The organism is Rothia sp. SD9660Na (assembly GCF_030064065.1).
In the GTDB taxonomy this organism is placed as follows: domain Bacteria; phylum Actinomycetota; class Actinomycetes; order Actinomycetales; family Micrococcaceae; genus Rothia.
On sequence record NZ_CP125946.1, the window covers coordinates 247,458 to 263,585 of the forward strand.

Here is a 16,128-nt window from a genome sequence, read left to right on the forward strand (position 1 = left end):
AAAGGACCCCTCACCACCGTGACGAGTCAAACCCCCATCGCACACACCATCACCGATCTTGGCAACGAAATGCTCCTGGCCCTCACCACCGCCAGTCGCCGCCGAGACACTGGTGAAACCCCCGCCGCAGAGAAACCCCTCACCGTAGGCTATGTAGCCACCATGGGTGCCCTGCACGACGGGCACGCCACCCTAATTCGCCGTGCCCGCGAACAGAACGATGTTGTGGTGCTCTCTATCTTCGTGAACCCCCTCCAGTTCGGGCCCAACGAAGATTACGACCGCTACCCCCGCACTCTTGAAGCGGACGCCGCCCTGGCGACCGAAGCGGGCGTCGACGTCATCTTTGCCCCCACTGTCGAGGAAATGTACCCCGGGGGAGACCCCAAAATCACTGTGGTCTCAGGCAAACTGGGCACCCTCTTTGAGGGCAAGACCCGCCCCGGCCACTTCGACGGTGTGCTAACCGTGGTCAATAAGTTCTTCAACATTCTGAAGCCCCTGGTAGGGGAGGCTAATCTCAACGCCTACTTCGGGCAGAAGGACGCCCAGCAGCTGGCCCTCATTCAGCGCATGGTCAAGGACTTCAACCACCAGATGACCATCAAACCGGTGCCCGTGGTGCGCGCGGACGACGGGCTGGCCCTCTCATCACGCAACCAGTACCTGAGCGCTGAAGAACGCGAAGCGGCCCTGGTTCTGTCCCGAACCCTGGCCACCCTGCGTGAAAAGTACATCACCGGTAGCTTCACTGCTGAGGATATCGCCCAGGCCCGCGCCACCATCGATAGCACCGAAGGAGTGCGCCTGGACTACCTCGAAGTCGTCGATACCGACACTTTTGAGGCCCCCCAGAGCGAACAGGCACGTGTGCTAGCGCTCGTGGCAGCCTACGTTGGCTCCACCCGCCTCATCGATAACATGGAAATTAACTAAGACCTCTATACCCAACCTAAGAACAGGTACATCATTGACTGAACAGGGCAACACCCCCGCAGAAACCACCGGCGTCGATCACGGCGTCTCAGAGCAGATGCAGATCCGCCTCGAAAAGCGCGCCAAACTGCTTGAATCGGGGCGCGAAGCCTACCCCGTGGTCGTCCCCGTCACCCACACCATCACCGAAATTCGCGAAAAGTACGACGGTACGCTCGAAGCGGACCAGACCACCGGTGACATCGTGGGTGTCGCCGGACGCGTGGTTTTCGTCCGCAACACCGGCAAGCTCTGCTTCGCCTCCCTCCAGCAGGGCAACGGCACCCGCATCCAGGCCATGATTTCCCTGGCCAGTGTAGGCGAAGAATCCCTGGCAGACTGGAAGGCACTAGTTGACCTGGGCGACCACGTCTTCGTCAAGGGCGAGGTTATTTCTTCCCGCCGCGGCGAGCTCTCCATCATGGCCGAAGAATGGCAGATGGCATCCAAGGCCCTGCGCCCCATGCCCAACCTGCACTCTGACCTTAACGAAGAGACCCGCGTGCGCCAGCGCTACCTCGACCTGATGGTGCGCAACGAAGCTCGCGACCTGGTCATCAAGCGCGCCAAGATTACCCAGACCGTGCGTAACGTGCTCAATGACCACGGTTACATCGAGCTGGAAACCCCCATCCTGCAGCTCATTCACGGTGGTGCGGCAGCCCGCCCCTTCGAAACCCACCTGAACGCCTTTGACCAGCCCATGACTCTTCGTATCGCCACCGAGCTCTTCCTCAAGCGTGCTGAGGTGGGCGGTCTGGAACGCGTCTACGAAATCGGCCGCGTCTTCCGCAACGAGGGCGTAGACTCCACCCACAGCCCCGAATTCACCACCCTGGAATGCTACGAGGCCTACGCCGACCAGTTCGTTATGGCCAAGCGCATGCAGGAAATCATCATGGCCTGCGCCGACGCCGTGGGCGTACACCAGATTGAAACCGAAGCCGGTACCATCGACCTGACCGGCGAATGGAAGTGGCTGGGCGTCTACCCCGGTCTGTCCGAGGCCGTGGGCGTTGAGATTACCCCCGCCACCACCGCAGAAGAACTGCGCGCTATCGCCGAGAAGTACGAGGTTCCCGTTGATCCCAAATGGGACGCCGAGAAGCTGGTTGTTGAGCTCTTCGGTGAAATTGTTGAACCCACCCTCATTAACCCCACCTTCGTCTACGACTACCCGCCCTCAGCCCAGCCGCTGGCCCGCCAGCACCGCTCCGAAGCCAACCTCATCGAGGCCTGGGACCTCATCATCGGCGGTATGGAGCGAGGCACCGCCTTCTCCGAGCTCATCGACCCCGTCATCCAGCGTGAGCGCCTGACCGAGCAGTCCAAGCTGGCTGCCGGTGGCGATGACGAAGCAATGCAGCTCGACGACGACTTCCTGCGCGCCCTCGAATACGGTGCTCCCCCCATGGGCGGCCTGGGTCTGGGCATCGACCGCCTGATTATGCTCTTCACCGGCGTAGGTATCCGCGAGACCATCCTCTTCCCGCTCATGAAGCCCGAAGCCGAGTAAAGCCTCCTTACGCCCCTCTAGCCCGCCTGGCAGCCTGCCGGGCGGGCTTTTTTGCCAGCTATCTGGGGTAGATTGGAGGGAGCATAAACCTACGAAAGGTAAGGAAGAGATGGAATTCCTGATTGGTCTGGTTCCCTCAATTGGTGCTGGCCTGGTGCTTTATTTTATTTTGCGCTGGATGAACCGCGCTGACCGCACTGAGCGCGCAGCCCGGCAGGATATCGAAAAAGACGCCGAAGCCTGGTACCGCTCTGTAAAAAACGCGGACGGAACCCGGGACCCTTTTGGAACATCAGAAACTAAATAAAACTCTTTTTGTTCTCTAAAGCGTGACTTTACTTCCTTTTTGAGAAAAGAATATGTACTATTTATTTTAGTCATCAAGGGTGACTAACTCGATTGCGTGCCCCACAGAAAAGGGTAGAGGCGGATTATCCTCTTATATGTCCTTCCCTGCCCAAAAAACGCGGTTGGGTTCATATTCCCTAAACAGCCTCATCCAAGGAGAACATAATGGCTCAGAAGGTCAAGATTATTCTTGAAGACGATCTCGACGGCGGCCCCGCAGAAGAAACCGTACGCTTCGGTCTCGACGGCGGCCAGTTCGAAATCGATCTTTCTAGCGCTAACGCTGCCCGCCTGCGTGACGCCATCCGTCCTTTCGCTGCTAAGGCCCGTCGCGTCCAGGGTGCCCAGCGCACTCCCGGCCGCCCCGCAGGCTCACGCACCACCGCTAAGCGCAACCCCGAAATCGCTGAAATTCGTAAGTGGGCCCAGGAAAACGGCTACGAGGTTTCTAGTCGCGGCCGTATTCACCAGAACATTCAGGACGCCTACTACAAGGCTATGGGCAAAGAAAGCAAGTAAGTAATCTTCTTCTTGTCTCTATGAGGCGGAACCCGATGAGCGGGTTCCGCCTCAATTATTTATAAGCGGCCTATAAAGTGCAGGAACGTAGAAAAAGGTGGATAAATTCCAGGCACCTTCAGTCGGTAAATATTGAGGTGTATCTAGACAAAAGTAGAGCAACCTTAGAGCTACGCAGCTGACTCAATGTCAGCCCTCTTAGCGGCATGAGACGCGGGAGCTTTCCCTCCCTGTGAACACCATTCATTCCGTGGCGAACAGCGCCCCGCGGGCGCAGAAACGCGCGTAATCTTTTGGGTAATAGTAAGTTTCCAAGGAGTGTTCAATGTTTGAACGGTTTACCGACCGCGCCCGCCGTGTCATCGTGCTTGCCCAAGAAGAAGCACGCATGCTGAACCACAACTACATCGGCACCGAACACATTCTGCTCGGTCTGATTCACGAGGGTGAGGGTATTGCGGCTCGCGCTCTTGAGTCGCTCGGTATTAATCTCACTGCCGTGCGCGACCAGGTGCAGGACATCATCGGTTCTGGCCCCCAGGCGTCCAGCGGCCATATCCCCTTTACCCCGCGCGCGAAGAAGGTTCTTGAGCTGTCGATGCGCGAGGCTATCCAGCTGAACCACGGCTACATTGGTACCGAGCACATTCTGCTGGGTATGGTGCGCGCTAATGAGGGTGTGGGTAACCAGATTCTGACCAAGCTGGGCGCTGAGCCCGCTAAGGTTCGTCAGACCGTGATGGACCTGATTTCTGGCTACCCCGGCAGCAACAACGGTGAGGGCGGTAAGGAAACCGCCGGTGTGGGTGCGGGTAACTCCCGTGAGGGTACCCCGGCTGGGTCTGCCATTCTTGACCAGTTCGGACGCAACCTCACGGCTGCTGCGCGCGAGGGCAAGCTTGACCCCGTGATCGGTCGCCATAAGGAGATGGAGCGCGTCATGCAGGTGCTCTCTCGCCGTACTAAGAACAACCCCGTGCTGATCGGTGAGCCCGGTGTGGGTAAGACCGCCGTTGCTGAGGGCCTGGCCCAGGCTATCGTCCACGGTGATGTGCCTGAAACTTTGAAGGACAAGCACCTTTACACCCTGGACCTCGGTTCCATGGTGGCCGGTTCTCGCTACCGCGGTGACTTTGAAGAGCGCATGAAGAAGGTGCTGAAGGAAATCCGAAACCGCGGCGACATCATCCTCTTCATCGACGAAATTCACACTCTGGTTGGTGCAGGTGCCGCTGAGGGCGCTATCGACGCTGCCTCGATTCTGAAGCCCATGCTGGCTCGCGGTGAGCTGCAGACCATCGGTGCAACCACCCTCGATGAGTACCGCAAGCACATCGAGAAGGACCCCGCCCTGGAGCGTCGTTTCCAGCCTATCCAGGTGGACGAACCCAGCCCCGAGCTGGCTGTTGAGATTCTCAAGGGCCTGCGCGATAAGTACGAGGCCCACCACCGCGTGACCATCTCAGATGAAGCCCTGGAAACCGCCGTTAACCTGGCCCACCGCTACATCTCTGACCGCTTCCTGCCCGATAAGGCTGTTGACCTGATTGACGAGGCCGGTGCCCGTCTGCGCATCAAGCGTATGACCGCTCCGCCCGAAATCAAGGTGCTCGAAGAGCGCATCGCCAAGCTCAAGGGCGAAAAGGAAGAAGCCATCGCGGCTAACGAGTTCGAGAAGGCAGCTGACCTGCGCGATAAGGAGCAGAAGCTGGCCGCTGAGAAGGAAGAAGCCGAGCAGCAGTGGCGCAACGCCGGCGACGCCTTCGGTGAGGTAACCCCCGAGGTTATCGCCGACGTCCTTGCCTTCTCCACTGGTGTTCCGGTCTACAAGATCACCGAGGAAGAGTCTGGCCGTCTGCTCAAGATGGAAGAGGAGCTGCACAAGCGCGTCATTGGCCAGGAGAACGCTATCAAGGCTCTCTCCCGTTCGATTCGCCGTACCCGCGCGGGTCTCAAGGACCCCAAGCGCCCCGGCGGCTCCTTCATCTTCGCCGGCCCCACCGGCGTCGGTAAGACCGAGCTGGCTAAAGCCCTGGCTGAGTTCCTCTTTGGGGATGAGGACGCCCTCATCACCCTGGACATGTCGGAGTACCAGGAAAAGCACACTGTGTCTCGCCTCTTCGGTGCCCCTCCCGGCTACGTTGGCTACGAGGAGGGCGGCCAGTTGACCGAGAAGGTCCGCCGCAAGCCCTTCTCCGTTGTACTCTTTGACGAGGTCGAAAAGGCTCACGCCGACCTCTTCAACTCCCTGCTACAGATTCTGGAAGACGGCCGCCTGACCGACTCCCAGGGCCGCGTGGTGGACTTTAAGAACACCGTGATCATCATGACCACCAACCTTGGCTCCCGCGAAATGGCCCGCCGTGTGCCCGTGGGCTTCCAGCAGGTCGGCGATGACCAGGGCTCCTACGAGCGTATGCAGGGCCGCGTGATGGAATCCCTCAAGGAGCACTTCCGCCCCGAGTTCCTCAACCGCGTGGACGACATCATCGTCTTCCCCCAGCTCTCCGAATCTGAGATTCTGCAGATCGTTGACCTCTTCGTTGCCCGCCTGGCCAAGCGCCTGGCCGAGCAGGATATGTCAATTGAGCTGACCGATAAGGCTAAGGCTCTCATGGCAGCTAAGGGCTACGACCCCTCCATGGGTGCCCGCCCGCTGCGCCGCGAGATGCAGCGCAACCTGGAGGACCCGCTGTCTGAGAAGATCCTCTTCGGTGAGATCAAGTCCGGTGAGAAGATCACCGTGGACGTTGAAGGCGAGGGTGACCTGGCCAAGTTCACCTTCTCGTCGGCTCCCCTGGGTGAGCTGGATGCCGAGGCCTTCGATAAGGCCTTTGGTGAGGATGAGAAGGAGCTGCCCGCAATCCCCGAAGCTGAGGTAGCTAACGAGACCGCCGAGCAGCGTTTCGAGGCGGAAGAGGCCCGCGAGGCCGACGAGCGCTAAGCCGCTTCTGCAAGCGCAAGCCGTCTGCGGCGTCCTGATACTAGGGACGCCGCAGGCGGCTTTGTGTTGCGCTGGTAGGTTCGTGATGCTTCTGTGATGGCTCTTGATAAATGTAACCAAAGCTTGACCAAGTTTTCAGGTTGTGCCCAGCTCTCTAAGGCTTGCGCTCAAGGCTTGCTTGCCATACTTGAGTCATACGGTTCGACAGAGCCCCTGAAGACTCAAAGCCCCGGTGTGCGGGGCCGCTTTAGGACAAGAAGACTCTTGTGTGTATGTGTGTGTAATGATGTAAATCAGCTCTCGCACCGCTTAGCGGTCGGGGGCTGATTTATTGTTTAAGGGCCTCTGCGACTTACGCGGCTTTGGCCCCAGCAGGCCGGGCAGTAGCCTTGAGGAATGATTGATGTGACCGTCCGCCCCGCCACCGTGCACGATGTGCCCGCTATTCAGGGCCTGGTGCGCCCCTGGCCCTTGAAGGAATCCTGCTTGATAAAGAGGCTGTGGCCTACTATGAGGCTATCCAGGAGTTCCTCGCCGTTGACGACGCTGCCGGGCAGGTTCTCGGCTGCGGGGCCCTGCACGTGATGTGGCAGAATATCGCTGAAATTAGGACGCTGGCGGCAGCTCCTGCGGCGCGCGGTCGGGGAGTGGGGCACGCCCTGGTGGCCGCTCTGGTGGAGCGGGCCCGGCGGCTGGGCGTTGCCAGTGGTTTTTGCCTGACCTTTAAGGTAATCTAGTTCACAACTTCTGAAAGGTGCGAACCATGAATCGTCAGGATTTGCAGGGAACATACCGTCAGAAAAAGCGACCCGGCATCGTTGCCGGCGCAGCACTCGGCTTGAGCCTCTTGCTCGCCGTTGCTGCCTCGTTTTTCCTGGCGGGAACTTCAACTGTAGGGCGCTCACCGAGCAGTGAGCCTATTGAACATATTACGGTGACCCGCAAGGCAGCGGTGCCCGGCTATTCCGATGCCCAGTGCTGGCAGGCCTTCACCCGCGTGGCCGAAACAAATATTTTGGGTAAGGAGCTTCTAGCCCATAAATTCTCCGTTATCTGGTGCGCGAAGGACGGCGGCATCGTCTACCAGCAGGACGCCACCACGGTTGACTACGAGGGCCCTAACATGCGCTCAGATCCGCCTGCTAACCCCGATTATTCACTGGCCTATGAGCTGGATTCTTTAGAGTCATACCGCACGGTTATTAGCCGCATGGTGAATAATAGTAGTGGCCTGCCGAGCTACGGTTTCGAACGGTGCGTGGCCTTTACCCTCGACGCTGAGGGTACAGCGGAAGGAGAGCTCTCGTGCGTCCCCAACTAGACCTTGATCAGGTACCCGGTACGGTTCTGGCTGAGGACGGTCGCCCGGTCTTTTTGCAGACAGTACCCGGTCTCTTCGCGACCTGGGTTTATCCTGTGGCCCTGCTCCTGCTTTTGCTCGTGAATCAGCCCCTAGCCCTGTGGCTGGTGCTAGCCGCTGGCGTTTATGCCCACGGGGTGCGCTACCCCAGGGTCTATGAGGTCTTTTACCCGGTCTACTTCTATCTTTCGGTGGTGCTTGTGGCCCTCCTGCCCGTGGTGCACCTGGTGCTCACTTTAGCGACCGGGGTGAGCATGACGGACGGGCACCCCTAGCCCCAGCGAGAAAGCGGGGAGAACGGTGAAAACGAGGCATCACACCATCGTGTTAGGGCGGGTATGTACCGCCGTGCTGGTTATTCTGCCCCTTGCGCTGGGTTGGCTTGTTTCTAGCCAGCAAATGAAGAACTGGAACCACATGCAGAATAATGACGGTGCCCTACTTGTATCGGTGAACTCCTGGAGCGTCAGCAACCTGGTGACGGGGTCAACCCGCGATAAAATCACTGAAAAAGAAGCGGCCCTCTATGCAGACCATCAGTGCTGGCAGGTGAGCACACCGGTGACAGAAGAAAACCTGCTGGGTTCTGAGCTGACCACCACGGTTTTCTCCCTGGGATGGTGCACCGACGGCTCCGCCATCACCTACCTGAGCAACCTCACCTACACCTCATCCAGCTTCTCCCTGCTTGGCGATAACTCGGTCTACGACAGGGAGCCTGAGATATGGGAAGAAAAGGGGCCTGCAGCCCGGGTATCGGTGGTGCGGGAGTTCAACCGCACCAGCCTCAACAGCTATGGCTACACCCGTTGCGTGAACTTCTCCATTGACAGCGAGGGCACCGCAGAAGCGAGACTGACATGCTAAAGAGAACAGACACCCACTACGACACCACCGGCCGTCAGGTCTACCTCAACTACCGGCCAGGCTTCTTTGCCCAGCCCTGGTACCCGGTGCTGGTTTTTGTGCTCCTTGTTCCCTCTGCCCAACTTTTGTCCCTTATTCTGCTCATCGCAGGCACATACGCTAACGGGGTGCGCTACCCCCGCCAGCACGGGGTCTTCAAACGAGGCTACTTCTTCTTCTCCTTCATTGCCGGAGTGGTTATCCCCTTCGCAGCGATTTTCTGGGGCAGTGCAACGACCGTGAGCTTCGGCTAAAGGCTGACCCTACCGCCCTCAACCTGTCGGGCGAGGCCGTCCGCCAGGAGCCCCGAGAAGCAACGCTCAACCTGCTCCGGCGGAGGAGTGAGCGCCCGCAGCTTCGCAACAGCAGGAACAAGGCCCTCGGGAACAACAATATCTGCCCGCCCCACACTGGTCAGTAACTGGGTCGGCACGGGTTCCTGGGCGGCGCGTAGCACGCCCATCATGGCACCGCGCAACTGACGGTCGGTACCGGCCCACGCCTGGCCCTTAGGCACATAGTCGGCCTCGGGGCGTCCTGCCGCGACCCAGGCGCAGGAATCCACCACCGGGCAGCGCTCGCAGCTCGGGGCTTTAGCGGTGCAGATGAGAGCCCCTAGCTCCATGACCGATACATTCCACAGGCAGGACGCCGCCAGGTCAGCAGGCATGAGCTCGTCGGCTAAGCGGGTTTCGGCAGCCGTAAGCGCCTTAGCCGGCAGCGCCTTGCCCGAGATAAGGCGGGCGTGGACCCGACGGATATTGGTATCAATCACCGTGGCCCGCGCCCCAAAGGCAAACACAGATATAGCCGCAGCGGTATATGAACCTACACCGGGTAAAGCCAGCAGCTCCTCGTAGCTGCCGGGTACTTGGCCACCGTGCTTCTGAACGATAGCCTGCGCCGCAGCGTGTAGGCGAAGTGCCCTGCGGGGGTAGCCCAGGCGTCCCCAGGCACGCACAGCCTCGCCCGAATCTTCAGCCGCCAAATCAGCGGGAGTAGGCCAACGCTCCAACCAGGTTTCCCACACCGGTAAGACCCGCTTGACCGGAGTCTGTTGCAGCATAAACTCGCTGACCATCACCTCCCAGGGCGTATTACTCCCGGTACGCCAGGGCAAATCGCGGCGGTACTCCATGTACCACCCGTTAATCTCGGTGTGCAGGTTTTCAAGTTCCTGGGGAGTGAGCTGGCTCAGCGGCAAAGTAAAAGACACTCTAACACTCTAAAACACCTATAACCAAGAGGACGAACACAGCCCAAAAGTTCCGCAGGTGGCATAGAAAAAGGTACTCTAGATGTATGTCTGAAAACGTTGATTCACAGGTGGAAGAAGTCTCACCCGAGGTCTACCGCCGCCGCCGCATTGTTGCCCTCCTCATCCTGGTTCTCGTTCTGCTCCTCATTATCGGCCTGATTAGCTGGCTAGCAGGGCGCGGTAACAGCTCCGATAACGCAACCGCCACCGCAAGCACCTCAACCAGCGCCGAAGCCTTCAGCGACTTTAGTCAGCGCGCCACCGAATCAGCTACCCCCTCAGAAAGCGCTGAAGCCAGTGAATCGGCCTCAGCCGAAGCCAGTGAATCAGCAACCGCTAGCGAGAGCGCAGAGGCTAGCGAATCAGCCGAACCTACCGAGTCTGCTGAAGCTACCGAATCAGCTGAACCCACTGCGTCCGCCTCACCCACCGAGGCCGTGGTGGCAGCCTGCACCGCAGCCGACCTGCAGGTAAGCCTGACCGCCGACCGCAACAGCTACGCAGCGGGCCAGAACCCTGCCCTGGCCGTTACCTACACCAACACCTCGGGTAACCCCTGCATCGTGACCGGCGGCGTTAACAACGTAGACGTTAACATCACCTCCGGCCCCGCCCAGGTCTACAACTACGCCCAGTGTTACGCCAACCCCGTAGCCGACGCCGAAGTTGCCGCCGGTGCCACCAACACCACCGCCCTGACCTGGAACCGCTCCCTCAACGTCCTGGGCTGCAACACCGCAGCAACCATCCAGCCCGGCTACTACTGGGCAACCGCAACCGTCAACGGTGTGGCCTCACAGCCCGTCCGTATCATCGTCACCGGCTAAGACCCCTAGCCCCACAGACCGCTACCGCCCCGGCTCGCCCTGCGCGTGCCGGGGCGGTGCCGTTTCTAGCTCCTCTGTGCACTAAAATTGGTGGAGTGCTAACGGTTTATAGTGAATCCCTGCTGAAAACAATTGCCCAAATCGCCCCCGGTACAGAACTGCGCGAGGGGCTGGAGCGTATCTTGCGCGGCCGCACCGGTGCGCTCATCGTGCTGGGCAGCGATAGGACTGTAGCACAGATGTCCTCGGGCGGATTTGCTATCAACACCGAATTCTCTGCCACCCGTGTGCGGGAGCTCGCCAAGATGGACGGCGCGATTGTTTGCGACAAGGACGCTTCCACCCTGCTGGCAGCCGGTGTGCAGCTGTTGCCCGACCCGTCCATCGACACCAATGAGTCGGGTACCCGCCACCGCACCGCAGAGCGTGTGGCAAAACAAACCGGCTTCCCCGTCATCGCGGTGAGCGCGTCTATGTCCCTGATTTCGGTCTATACCGAGGGGATCCGCTACACGGTTGAAGACACCCAGTCGCTCATGAGCCGCGCTAACCAGGCTATCCGCACTCTCGATAGCTACACCGAACGCCTAGAGCAGGTGCTCCACCAGCTGTCTTCCCTCGAAATCGAAGCCAACGTAACCCTGCGCGATGTAGCTAGCACCCTACAGCGTATGGAAATGGTCCGCAGAATTACCGTTGAGGCGGGCCACTACGTGGTGGAGCTGGGCAACGTGGGCCGCCTGGTTGCTCTGCAGCTTGAAGAACTGACCACCCACGACCTGCCCGCCACCTGGGTGGTGCTGCGCGATTACTTGCCCGCAGACACCAGCCCCGAAGACCTCCAGGCTGCTGTGGACGCTCTGGCCCAGCTTGACGATAAGGAAATCGTTGACCCCCTGACCATCGCCCGCACCGCGGGGCTGGGCGAGGAACTGGACGCCCCCCTGCACCCCCACGGCCACCGCCTGCTGGCCGGTATCAAGTCCATGCCGGGAGCGGTTGCTGACCGCCTGGTCGACCGCTTTGACGGCCTACAGTCGCTCATGGCTGCCAGCCTCGATGACCTGCGGGCCGTTGAGGGCATCGGTGAACAGCGCGCCCGCGTGATTCGAGAATCTCTCTCTCGCATGGCCGAAAGTTCGCTCCTTGAGAGATTTATGTAGTCTTTGACCTACGGTTTTAAGGCCCGTGCTTAAAGTGTCAGCCACCGGCCTTATGCTGGTGGTATGGCTACCCGTAAAACAACCCGCTCACGTTCCGCTAACGCCTACCGCTGCACCGAATGCGGCTGGACCACCGCTAAATGGGTGGGGCGCTGCGGGGAATGCCAGTCTTGGGGCACTGTAGAAGAAACCGTCGGGCCGGTTGCCGCTAAAACTACCGTGGCATCGAGCGTGCAAACGCCAGCCCAGCCCATTGGGCGGGTTGATTCCACCGTTGCTCAGTACATGAGCACCTGTAACCCGGAGTTCGACCGTGTCTTGGGCGGTGGCCTGGTGCCAGGAGCCGTTATTCTTATGGCCGGTGAACCGGGCGTCGGTAAGTCCACCCTGCTGCTCGATGTAGCCGCTACCTTTGCCCGCGGGGAGTCAACGGGAAAGCCCCACAATGTTCTCTATGTAACCGGCGAAGAGTCAGCTGCCCAGGTCAAGCTCCGCGCCGACCGCATCGGGGCACTAGCCGATACTCTCTACCTGACCAGCGAAACCGATCTCGGCACCGCTCTGGCCCATATCGAACAGGTCAACCCCGACTTGCTGATTGTGGACTCTGTACAAACCTTGGCCTCATCTGAGGTCGAGGGGAGCGCCGGCGGCGTCACCCAGGTGCGAGAGGTTGCCGCCTCATTGATTGCTGCCGCTAAACGCCGCAACATGTGCACCCTGCTGGTGGGCCACGTGACGAAAGAGGGCGCTATCGCTGGCCCCCGCCTGCTGGAGCACCTGGTCGATGTGGTCTGCCAGTTCGAGGGCGATAAGCATACCCCTATTCGTATGCTGCGGGCTATCAAGAACCGCTTTGGCCCCACCGACGAGGTGGGCTGTTTCGATATGCACGAGGACGGCATCGCCCCCGTCACCGATCCCTCGGGCCTCTTTGTCTCCCGCACTCCGCACCCGGTCTCGGGCACCTGCGTCACCGTTACCATGGAGGGCCGCCGTCCGCTCCTTGCCGAAGTTCAGGCCCTGCTCGATACCAGTGCCACCCCGCAGCCCCGCCGTACTACCAGTGGCCTCGATAGCTCCCGTATCTCTATGCTGTTGGCTGTGCTCCAGAAACGGGCCGGGTTCAACGTGGGCAAGCTAGACTGCTATATCTCAACCGTGGGTGGGGCTAAGATTTCTGAGCCGTCCGCCGACCTGGCCTGTGTCATCGCCCTGGCCTCCGCCGCCCAAGATAAGCCCCTGCCCCGCAAGCTGGCGGTCTTTGGCGAAGTCGGGCTAGCTGGTGAGGTACGAGCTGTTCCCGGCATCCGCCAGCGTATCGCCGAGGTCGGGCGACTGGGCTTTACTCACGTGATTGTGCCTGCCTCACCGGCTGGTGTGGGCGATGTACCCGCCGGGGTGTCGGTACGCGAGGTCGCCTCACTGGGGGAGGCCCTGGCCCTGCTCTTCCCCGGCCAAGGCTAGTTGCCCTTCTCCTTCTTGAGGTTCTGCTCAATCACGGTTAGCTGGGCTGTATTCAGGGCCTGCTGCTTTTCAACCCTCGCCGCGCTGTCGAGCATCTGGGCGGACGCCGTTGCGGCGGCATCTCCGGCTGCAGGAACGGCAGGCATACTGCGGGGGTCACGTACTGAGGCTTCGCGGATTTCCCGAATCGGAGCCCGGTCTTTCGCGCGAAGTACCGTGGTGAGCTGGCGGGTATCGTCCCGGTGCTTCTGCTCCACCCGCTGCCGGCGGGAACCCTGCTGCCCACCGGCGTCCGCATTTGCCTGCACCGGCAGCATGGTTGTGGTGGGGGCGTGCTCCGTCATGGAATCCCCCAGGGGCACCAGCATGTCTACCGCCTGCTGGTGGGTCAGGCCCGAAGCCTCTAAAAGATCAACCACCAGGGGGCGGAGCATCAGCACCAGGGCCTCAGCCTCCATGGTGCGCACACCCATCATGTGCGGCTCCAGGCGGCCAGCCAGCTGCGAGAGATCACGGCGGGCCTTCATCTTCTGCTCAGTGCGGACGCTCGCCTCGGGGGCAGACATTCCCTCACCCAGAACCTCCACCGCATCACCAATGCTCTTGAGTGCCTCAGCGATGGAAGTGATAGCCTCCTGCGAAATCTGCACATTATTGATGGTTGAGGCCAACCTGCGGTTGAGCACCCGGGTGTTGCGGATAGCGTAATCAATCTTGCCCAGGGTCTGTGAGTAGCGGTCAAGCTCCTTCATATGTGACCGCCCCGTCCAGGCCAGCTGGGCCATGCCCTTTGACGTAATAATGTCCTTCTCACAGGTGTTATAGAGCGGCTGCAGACGGCGAGCAGAGGCCAGAGCATGCCAGGCCTCCTTGCCGTCGTAGTGCTCCATCGCTTCACCTGCATCGCGGAAGACCCCAGCAAAAGAGCCCATCATGGTTTTAGCGTTCTCACGCGGGGTACGGCGGGGATCCTTGGGAAAGAGGAACATGAGCAAAAAAGCACATAGGCCACCAACAATGCCGTCTAAACTGCGGGCAAAGGGCCCGTCAATATTCGGTGGCAGCAAGACTACCAGGCAGGACTGCAGACCCATCTGAATCGTAAAAAGAATACCGTTATCCAAAAAACGGGCCAGCATAATCGACAGAAACATCACAAGCCCTGCCTGCCAGATGCCCCGACCCAGGGCCAACATCATCATGTCGCCCATCAAAATACCCAGGGTTACGCCAAACGAAACCTCAAGGATACGGCGGGCATGGGTAGCGCCGGTGATGTAGCCCAGAGAAACAATGGCAGCGGTCGCCGCAAAAATCGGTTCGGTATGCCCCAGAACCTTCTCTGCAAAAAGATAGGCCCCGATACCCGAGACCACAATCTGAAGAGACTGAAAAAAGCCATCCTTCATGCGCTTCCAACCCAGGCGACTATGATCCTGGGCTCGTTTTTTTAAACTCTCAACCTGCTGACCAAAACCCATACCCACCATTCTAGCCCCGCCCCGGAAGCCGACCACCGGCGTCCTTAACCCTAACTGTGCGCTCACCGTTCACTCACCGTTCACCCACTGCTAGCCCACCTGCTACCTAACGCCCCTAAAGTCAGATGCGTTAGACACCGTTCCCACCTGTTCACCGCCTCACCACAGTTCACTAACCGAGGCAGAACAGGGCACACAACCTCTAAGGAAGTCACCTGTGAAGGCTAAGTCACTTGCTCGTTGGGGCTCACTTGCAGCTGTAGGCGCACTCGCATTCACCGCTTGCGGTTCAGACAACGCAACCGGTACCGCGACCTCTTCAGACGCAGGCTCTAGCGTAGCCTCCCTGCCCTCCACCCCTCTGACCGGCGTCGGCGCCTCGTCCCAGCAGGCCGCCATCACCGCCTGGGAAACCGGTTTCGCCAACCTGGGCGGCACCGTCCAGTACTCACCGGACGGCTCCGGTGCAGGCCGCGAAGCCCTGCTCGCAGGCGGTGCCAAGTTCGCAGGCTCAGACCGTGCCCTCAAGACCGAGGAATGGGAACAGTCCAAGGAGGTCTGCGGTGACGGCGGTGCCATCAACATCCCCGTCTACATCTCACCCGTTGCTATCGCCTTCAAGCTGCCCGGCGTTGACTCCCTGAACCTGGACGGCGAAACCATCGCCAAGATTTTCAAGGGCGAAATTACCACCTGGAACGACGCTGCCATCGCAGAACAGAACACCGGCGTAGAGCTGCCCGACACCAACATCACCGTGGTTCACCGCTCCGATGACTCAGGTACCACCGAAAACTTCACCGAGTACCTGGCGGCAGCCTCCAACGGTGCTTGGGATGTAGAACCTGACGGTAACTGGCCCTCACAGTACGCCGGTGAATCCAACAAGGGCACCTCCGGCGTCGTCTCCACCACCTCATCCACCGAAGGCGCTATCACCTACGCTGACGCCTCAGCCATCGGCGACCTGGGCAAAGTCAACGTCAAGGTTGGCGACTCCTACGTTGAACTGTCAGCAGATGCCGCTGCCAAGACCGTTGAACTCTCAGAGCGCGTCGGCGGCATGAACGAGAACGACATGGCAATCAACATCAACCGCACCCCCGAGGACTCCACCGCCTACCCCGTCGTGCTGGTCTCCTACCACATCGTCTGCTCCGGCTACTCATCTGAGGACGACGTCACCCTGGTCAAGGCCTACGAGAACTACGTAGTCTCCGAGCAGGGCCAGAAGGACGCCGCTGACGCAGCCCACTCAGCTCCCCTGACCAGCGCGCTCATCGCTGATGCCCAGAAGGCTATCGACTCCATCACCGTTACCCAGTAACACCGCGTACATCAAGGTGCGGCCAGGTTTCCCACCC

General features: G+C 60.0%; 16 protein-coding genes. 14 read left to right on the forward strand and 2 right to left on the reverse strand.

Features of this window, described 5'->3' with window-relative positions; translation table 11 throughout:
• Positions 1-69: 69 nt before the first annotated feature.
• From panC to QM007_RS01335, 10 genes are all read left to right on the forward strand, one after another.
• On the forward strand, positions 70-936 hold the full coding sequence (gene panC / locus QM007_RS01290) for a pantoate--beta-alanine ligase (protein ID WP_502949087.1): 867 nt from the start codon (positions 70-72) through the stop codon (positions 934-936).
• Positions 937-1,033: 97 nt separating this feature from the next.
• Positions 1,034-2,491, forward strand: coding sequence for a lysine--tRNA ligase (gene lysS, locus QM007_RS01295; RefSeq protein ID WP_283490971.1), 1,458 nt, complete (start codon positions 1,034-1,036; stop codon positions 2,489-2,491).
• 109 nt (positions 2,492-2,600) lie between these two features.
• Entirely contained in the window at positions 2,601-2,798 is a 198-nt protein-coding gene (locus QM007_RS01300; RefSeq protein WP_283490216.1) for a hypothetical protein, read from the forward strand.
• Between the two features lie 206 nt (positions 2,799-3,004).
• Complete coding sequence (locus tag QM007_RS01305) at positions 3,005-3,358, forward strand: histone-like nucleoid-structuring protein Lsr2 (protein ID WP_185174003.1); 354 nt, start codon at positions 3,005-3,007, stop codon at positions 3,356-3,358.
• A 325-nt stretch (positions 3,359-3,683) separates the two neighbouring features.
• Positions 3,684-6,302, forward strand: a complete 2,619-nt coding sequence (locus QM007_RS01310) for an ATP-dependent Clp protease ATP-binding subunit (protein ID WP_283490217.1) — start codon at positions 3,684-3,686, stop codon at positions 6,300-6,302.
• Between the two features lie 500 nt (positions 6,303-6,802).
• Positions 6,803-7,039 carry a GNAT family N-acetyltransferase gene (locus QM007_RS01315; protein WP_349361492.1) on the forward strand — a complete coding sequence of 79 codons (237 nt, stop codon included), beginning with the start codon at positions 6,803-6,805 and terminating at the stop codon, positions 7,037-7,039.
• Between the two features lie 26 nt (positions 7,040-7,065).
• Positions 7,066-7,623 (forward strand): hypothetical protein, encoded by a 558-nt coding sequence (locus tag QM007_RS01320; protein WP_283490218.1) that lies wholly within the window; start codon positions 7,066-7,068, stop codon positions 7,621-7,623.
• A complete protein-coding gene (locus tag QM007_RS01325) occupies positions 7,608-7,937 on the forward strand; it encodes a hypothetical protein (RefSeq protein WP_283490219.1) in 330 nt (109 codons plus the stop codon). The genes QM007_RS01320 and QM007_RS01325 overlap by 16 nt, the downstream gene beginning before the upstream one ends.
• A gap of 124 nt (positions 7,938-8,061) precedes the next feature.
• On the forward strand, positions 8,062-8,529 hold the full coding sequence (locus QM007_RS01330; protein WP_283490220.1) for a hypothetical protein: 468 nt from the start codon (positions 8,062-8,064) through the stop codon (positions 8,527-8,529).
• Complete coding sequence (locus QM007_RS01335; protein ID WP_283490221.1) at positions 8,523-8,822, forward strand: hypothetical protein; 300 nt, start codon at positions 8,523-8,525, stop codon at positions 8,820-8,822. The genes QM007_RS01330 and QM007_RS01335 overlap by 7 nt, the downstream gene beginning before the upstream one ends.
• Here the strand turns inward: QM007_RS01335 and QM007_RS01340 are convergent.
• Complete coding sequence (locus QM007_RS01340) at positions 8,819-9,706, reverse strand: HhH-GPD family protein (protein WP_283490972.1); 888 nt, start codon at positions 9,704-9,706, stop codon at positions 8,819-8,821. The two genes, QM007_RS01335 and QM007_RS01340, sit on opposite strands and share 4 nt — an antisense overlap.
• Before the next feature lie 164 nt (positions 9,707-9,870).
• Here QM007_RS01340 and QM007_RS01345 point away from each other — a divergent pair, with 164 nt between their 5' ends.
• From QM007_RS01345 to radA, 3 genes are all read left to right on the forward strand, one after another.
• Positions 9,871-10,653: a hypothetical protein gene (locus QM007_RS01345; RefSeq protein ID WP_283490222.1), complete on the forward strand. Its 783-nt coding sequence runs from the start codon at positions 9,871-9,873 to the stop codon at positions 10,651-10,653.
• Positions 10,654-10,748: 95 nt separating this feature from the next.
• Positions 10,749-11,816 (forward strand): DNA integrity scanning diadenylate cyclase DisA, encoded by a 1,068-nt coding sequence (gene disA / locus QM007_RS01350; RefSeq protein ID WP_135011581.1) that lies wholly within the window; start codon positions 10,749-10,751, stop codon positions 11,814-11,816.
• 63 nt (positions 11,817-11,879) lie between these two features.
• The gene (gene radA / locus QM007_RS01355; protein WP_283490223.1) at positions 11,880-13,283 is read left to right on the forward strand and encodes a DNA repair protein RadA; all 1,404 of its coding nucleotides are present in this window, start codon (positions 11,880-11,882) and stop codon (positions 13,281-13,283) included.
• On the opposite strand, the gene QM007_RS01360 is transcribed toward radA, so the two are convergent.
• Positions 13,280-14,764, reverse strand: a complete 1,485-nt coding sequence (locus tag QM007_RS01360) for an FUSC family protein (protein ID WP_283490224.1) — start codon at positions 14,762-14,764, stop codon at positions 13,280-13,282. The two genes, radA and QM007_RS01360, sit on opposite strands and share 4 nt — an antisense overlap.
• A gap of 217 nt (positions 14,765-14,981) precedes the next feature.
• Here QM007_RS01360 and QM007_RS01365 point away from each other — a divergent pair, with 217 nt between their 5' ends.
• On the forward strand, positions 14,982-16,091 hold the full coding sequence (locus tag QM007_RS01365) for a phosphate ABC transporter substrate-binding protein PstS (protein WP_283490225.1): 1,110 nt from the start codon (positions 14,982-14,984) through the stop codon (positions 16,089-16,091).
• Positions 16,092-16,128: the final 37 nt, after the last annotated feature.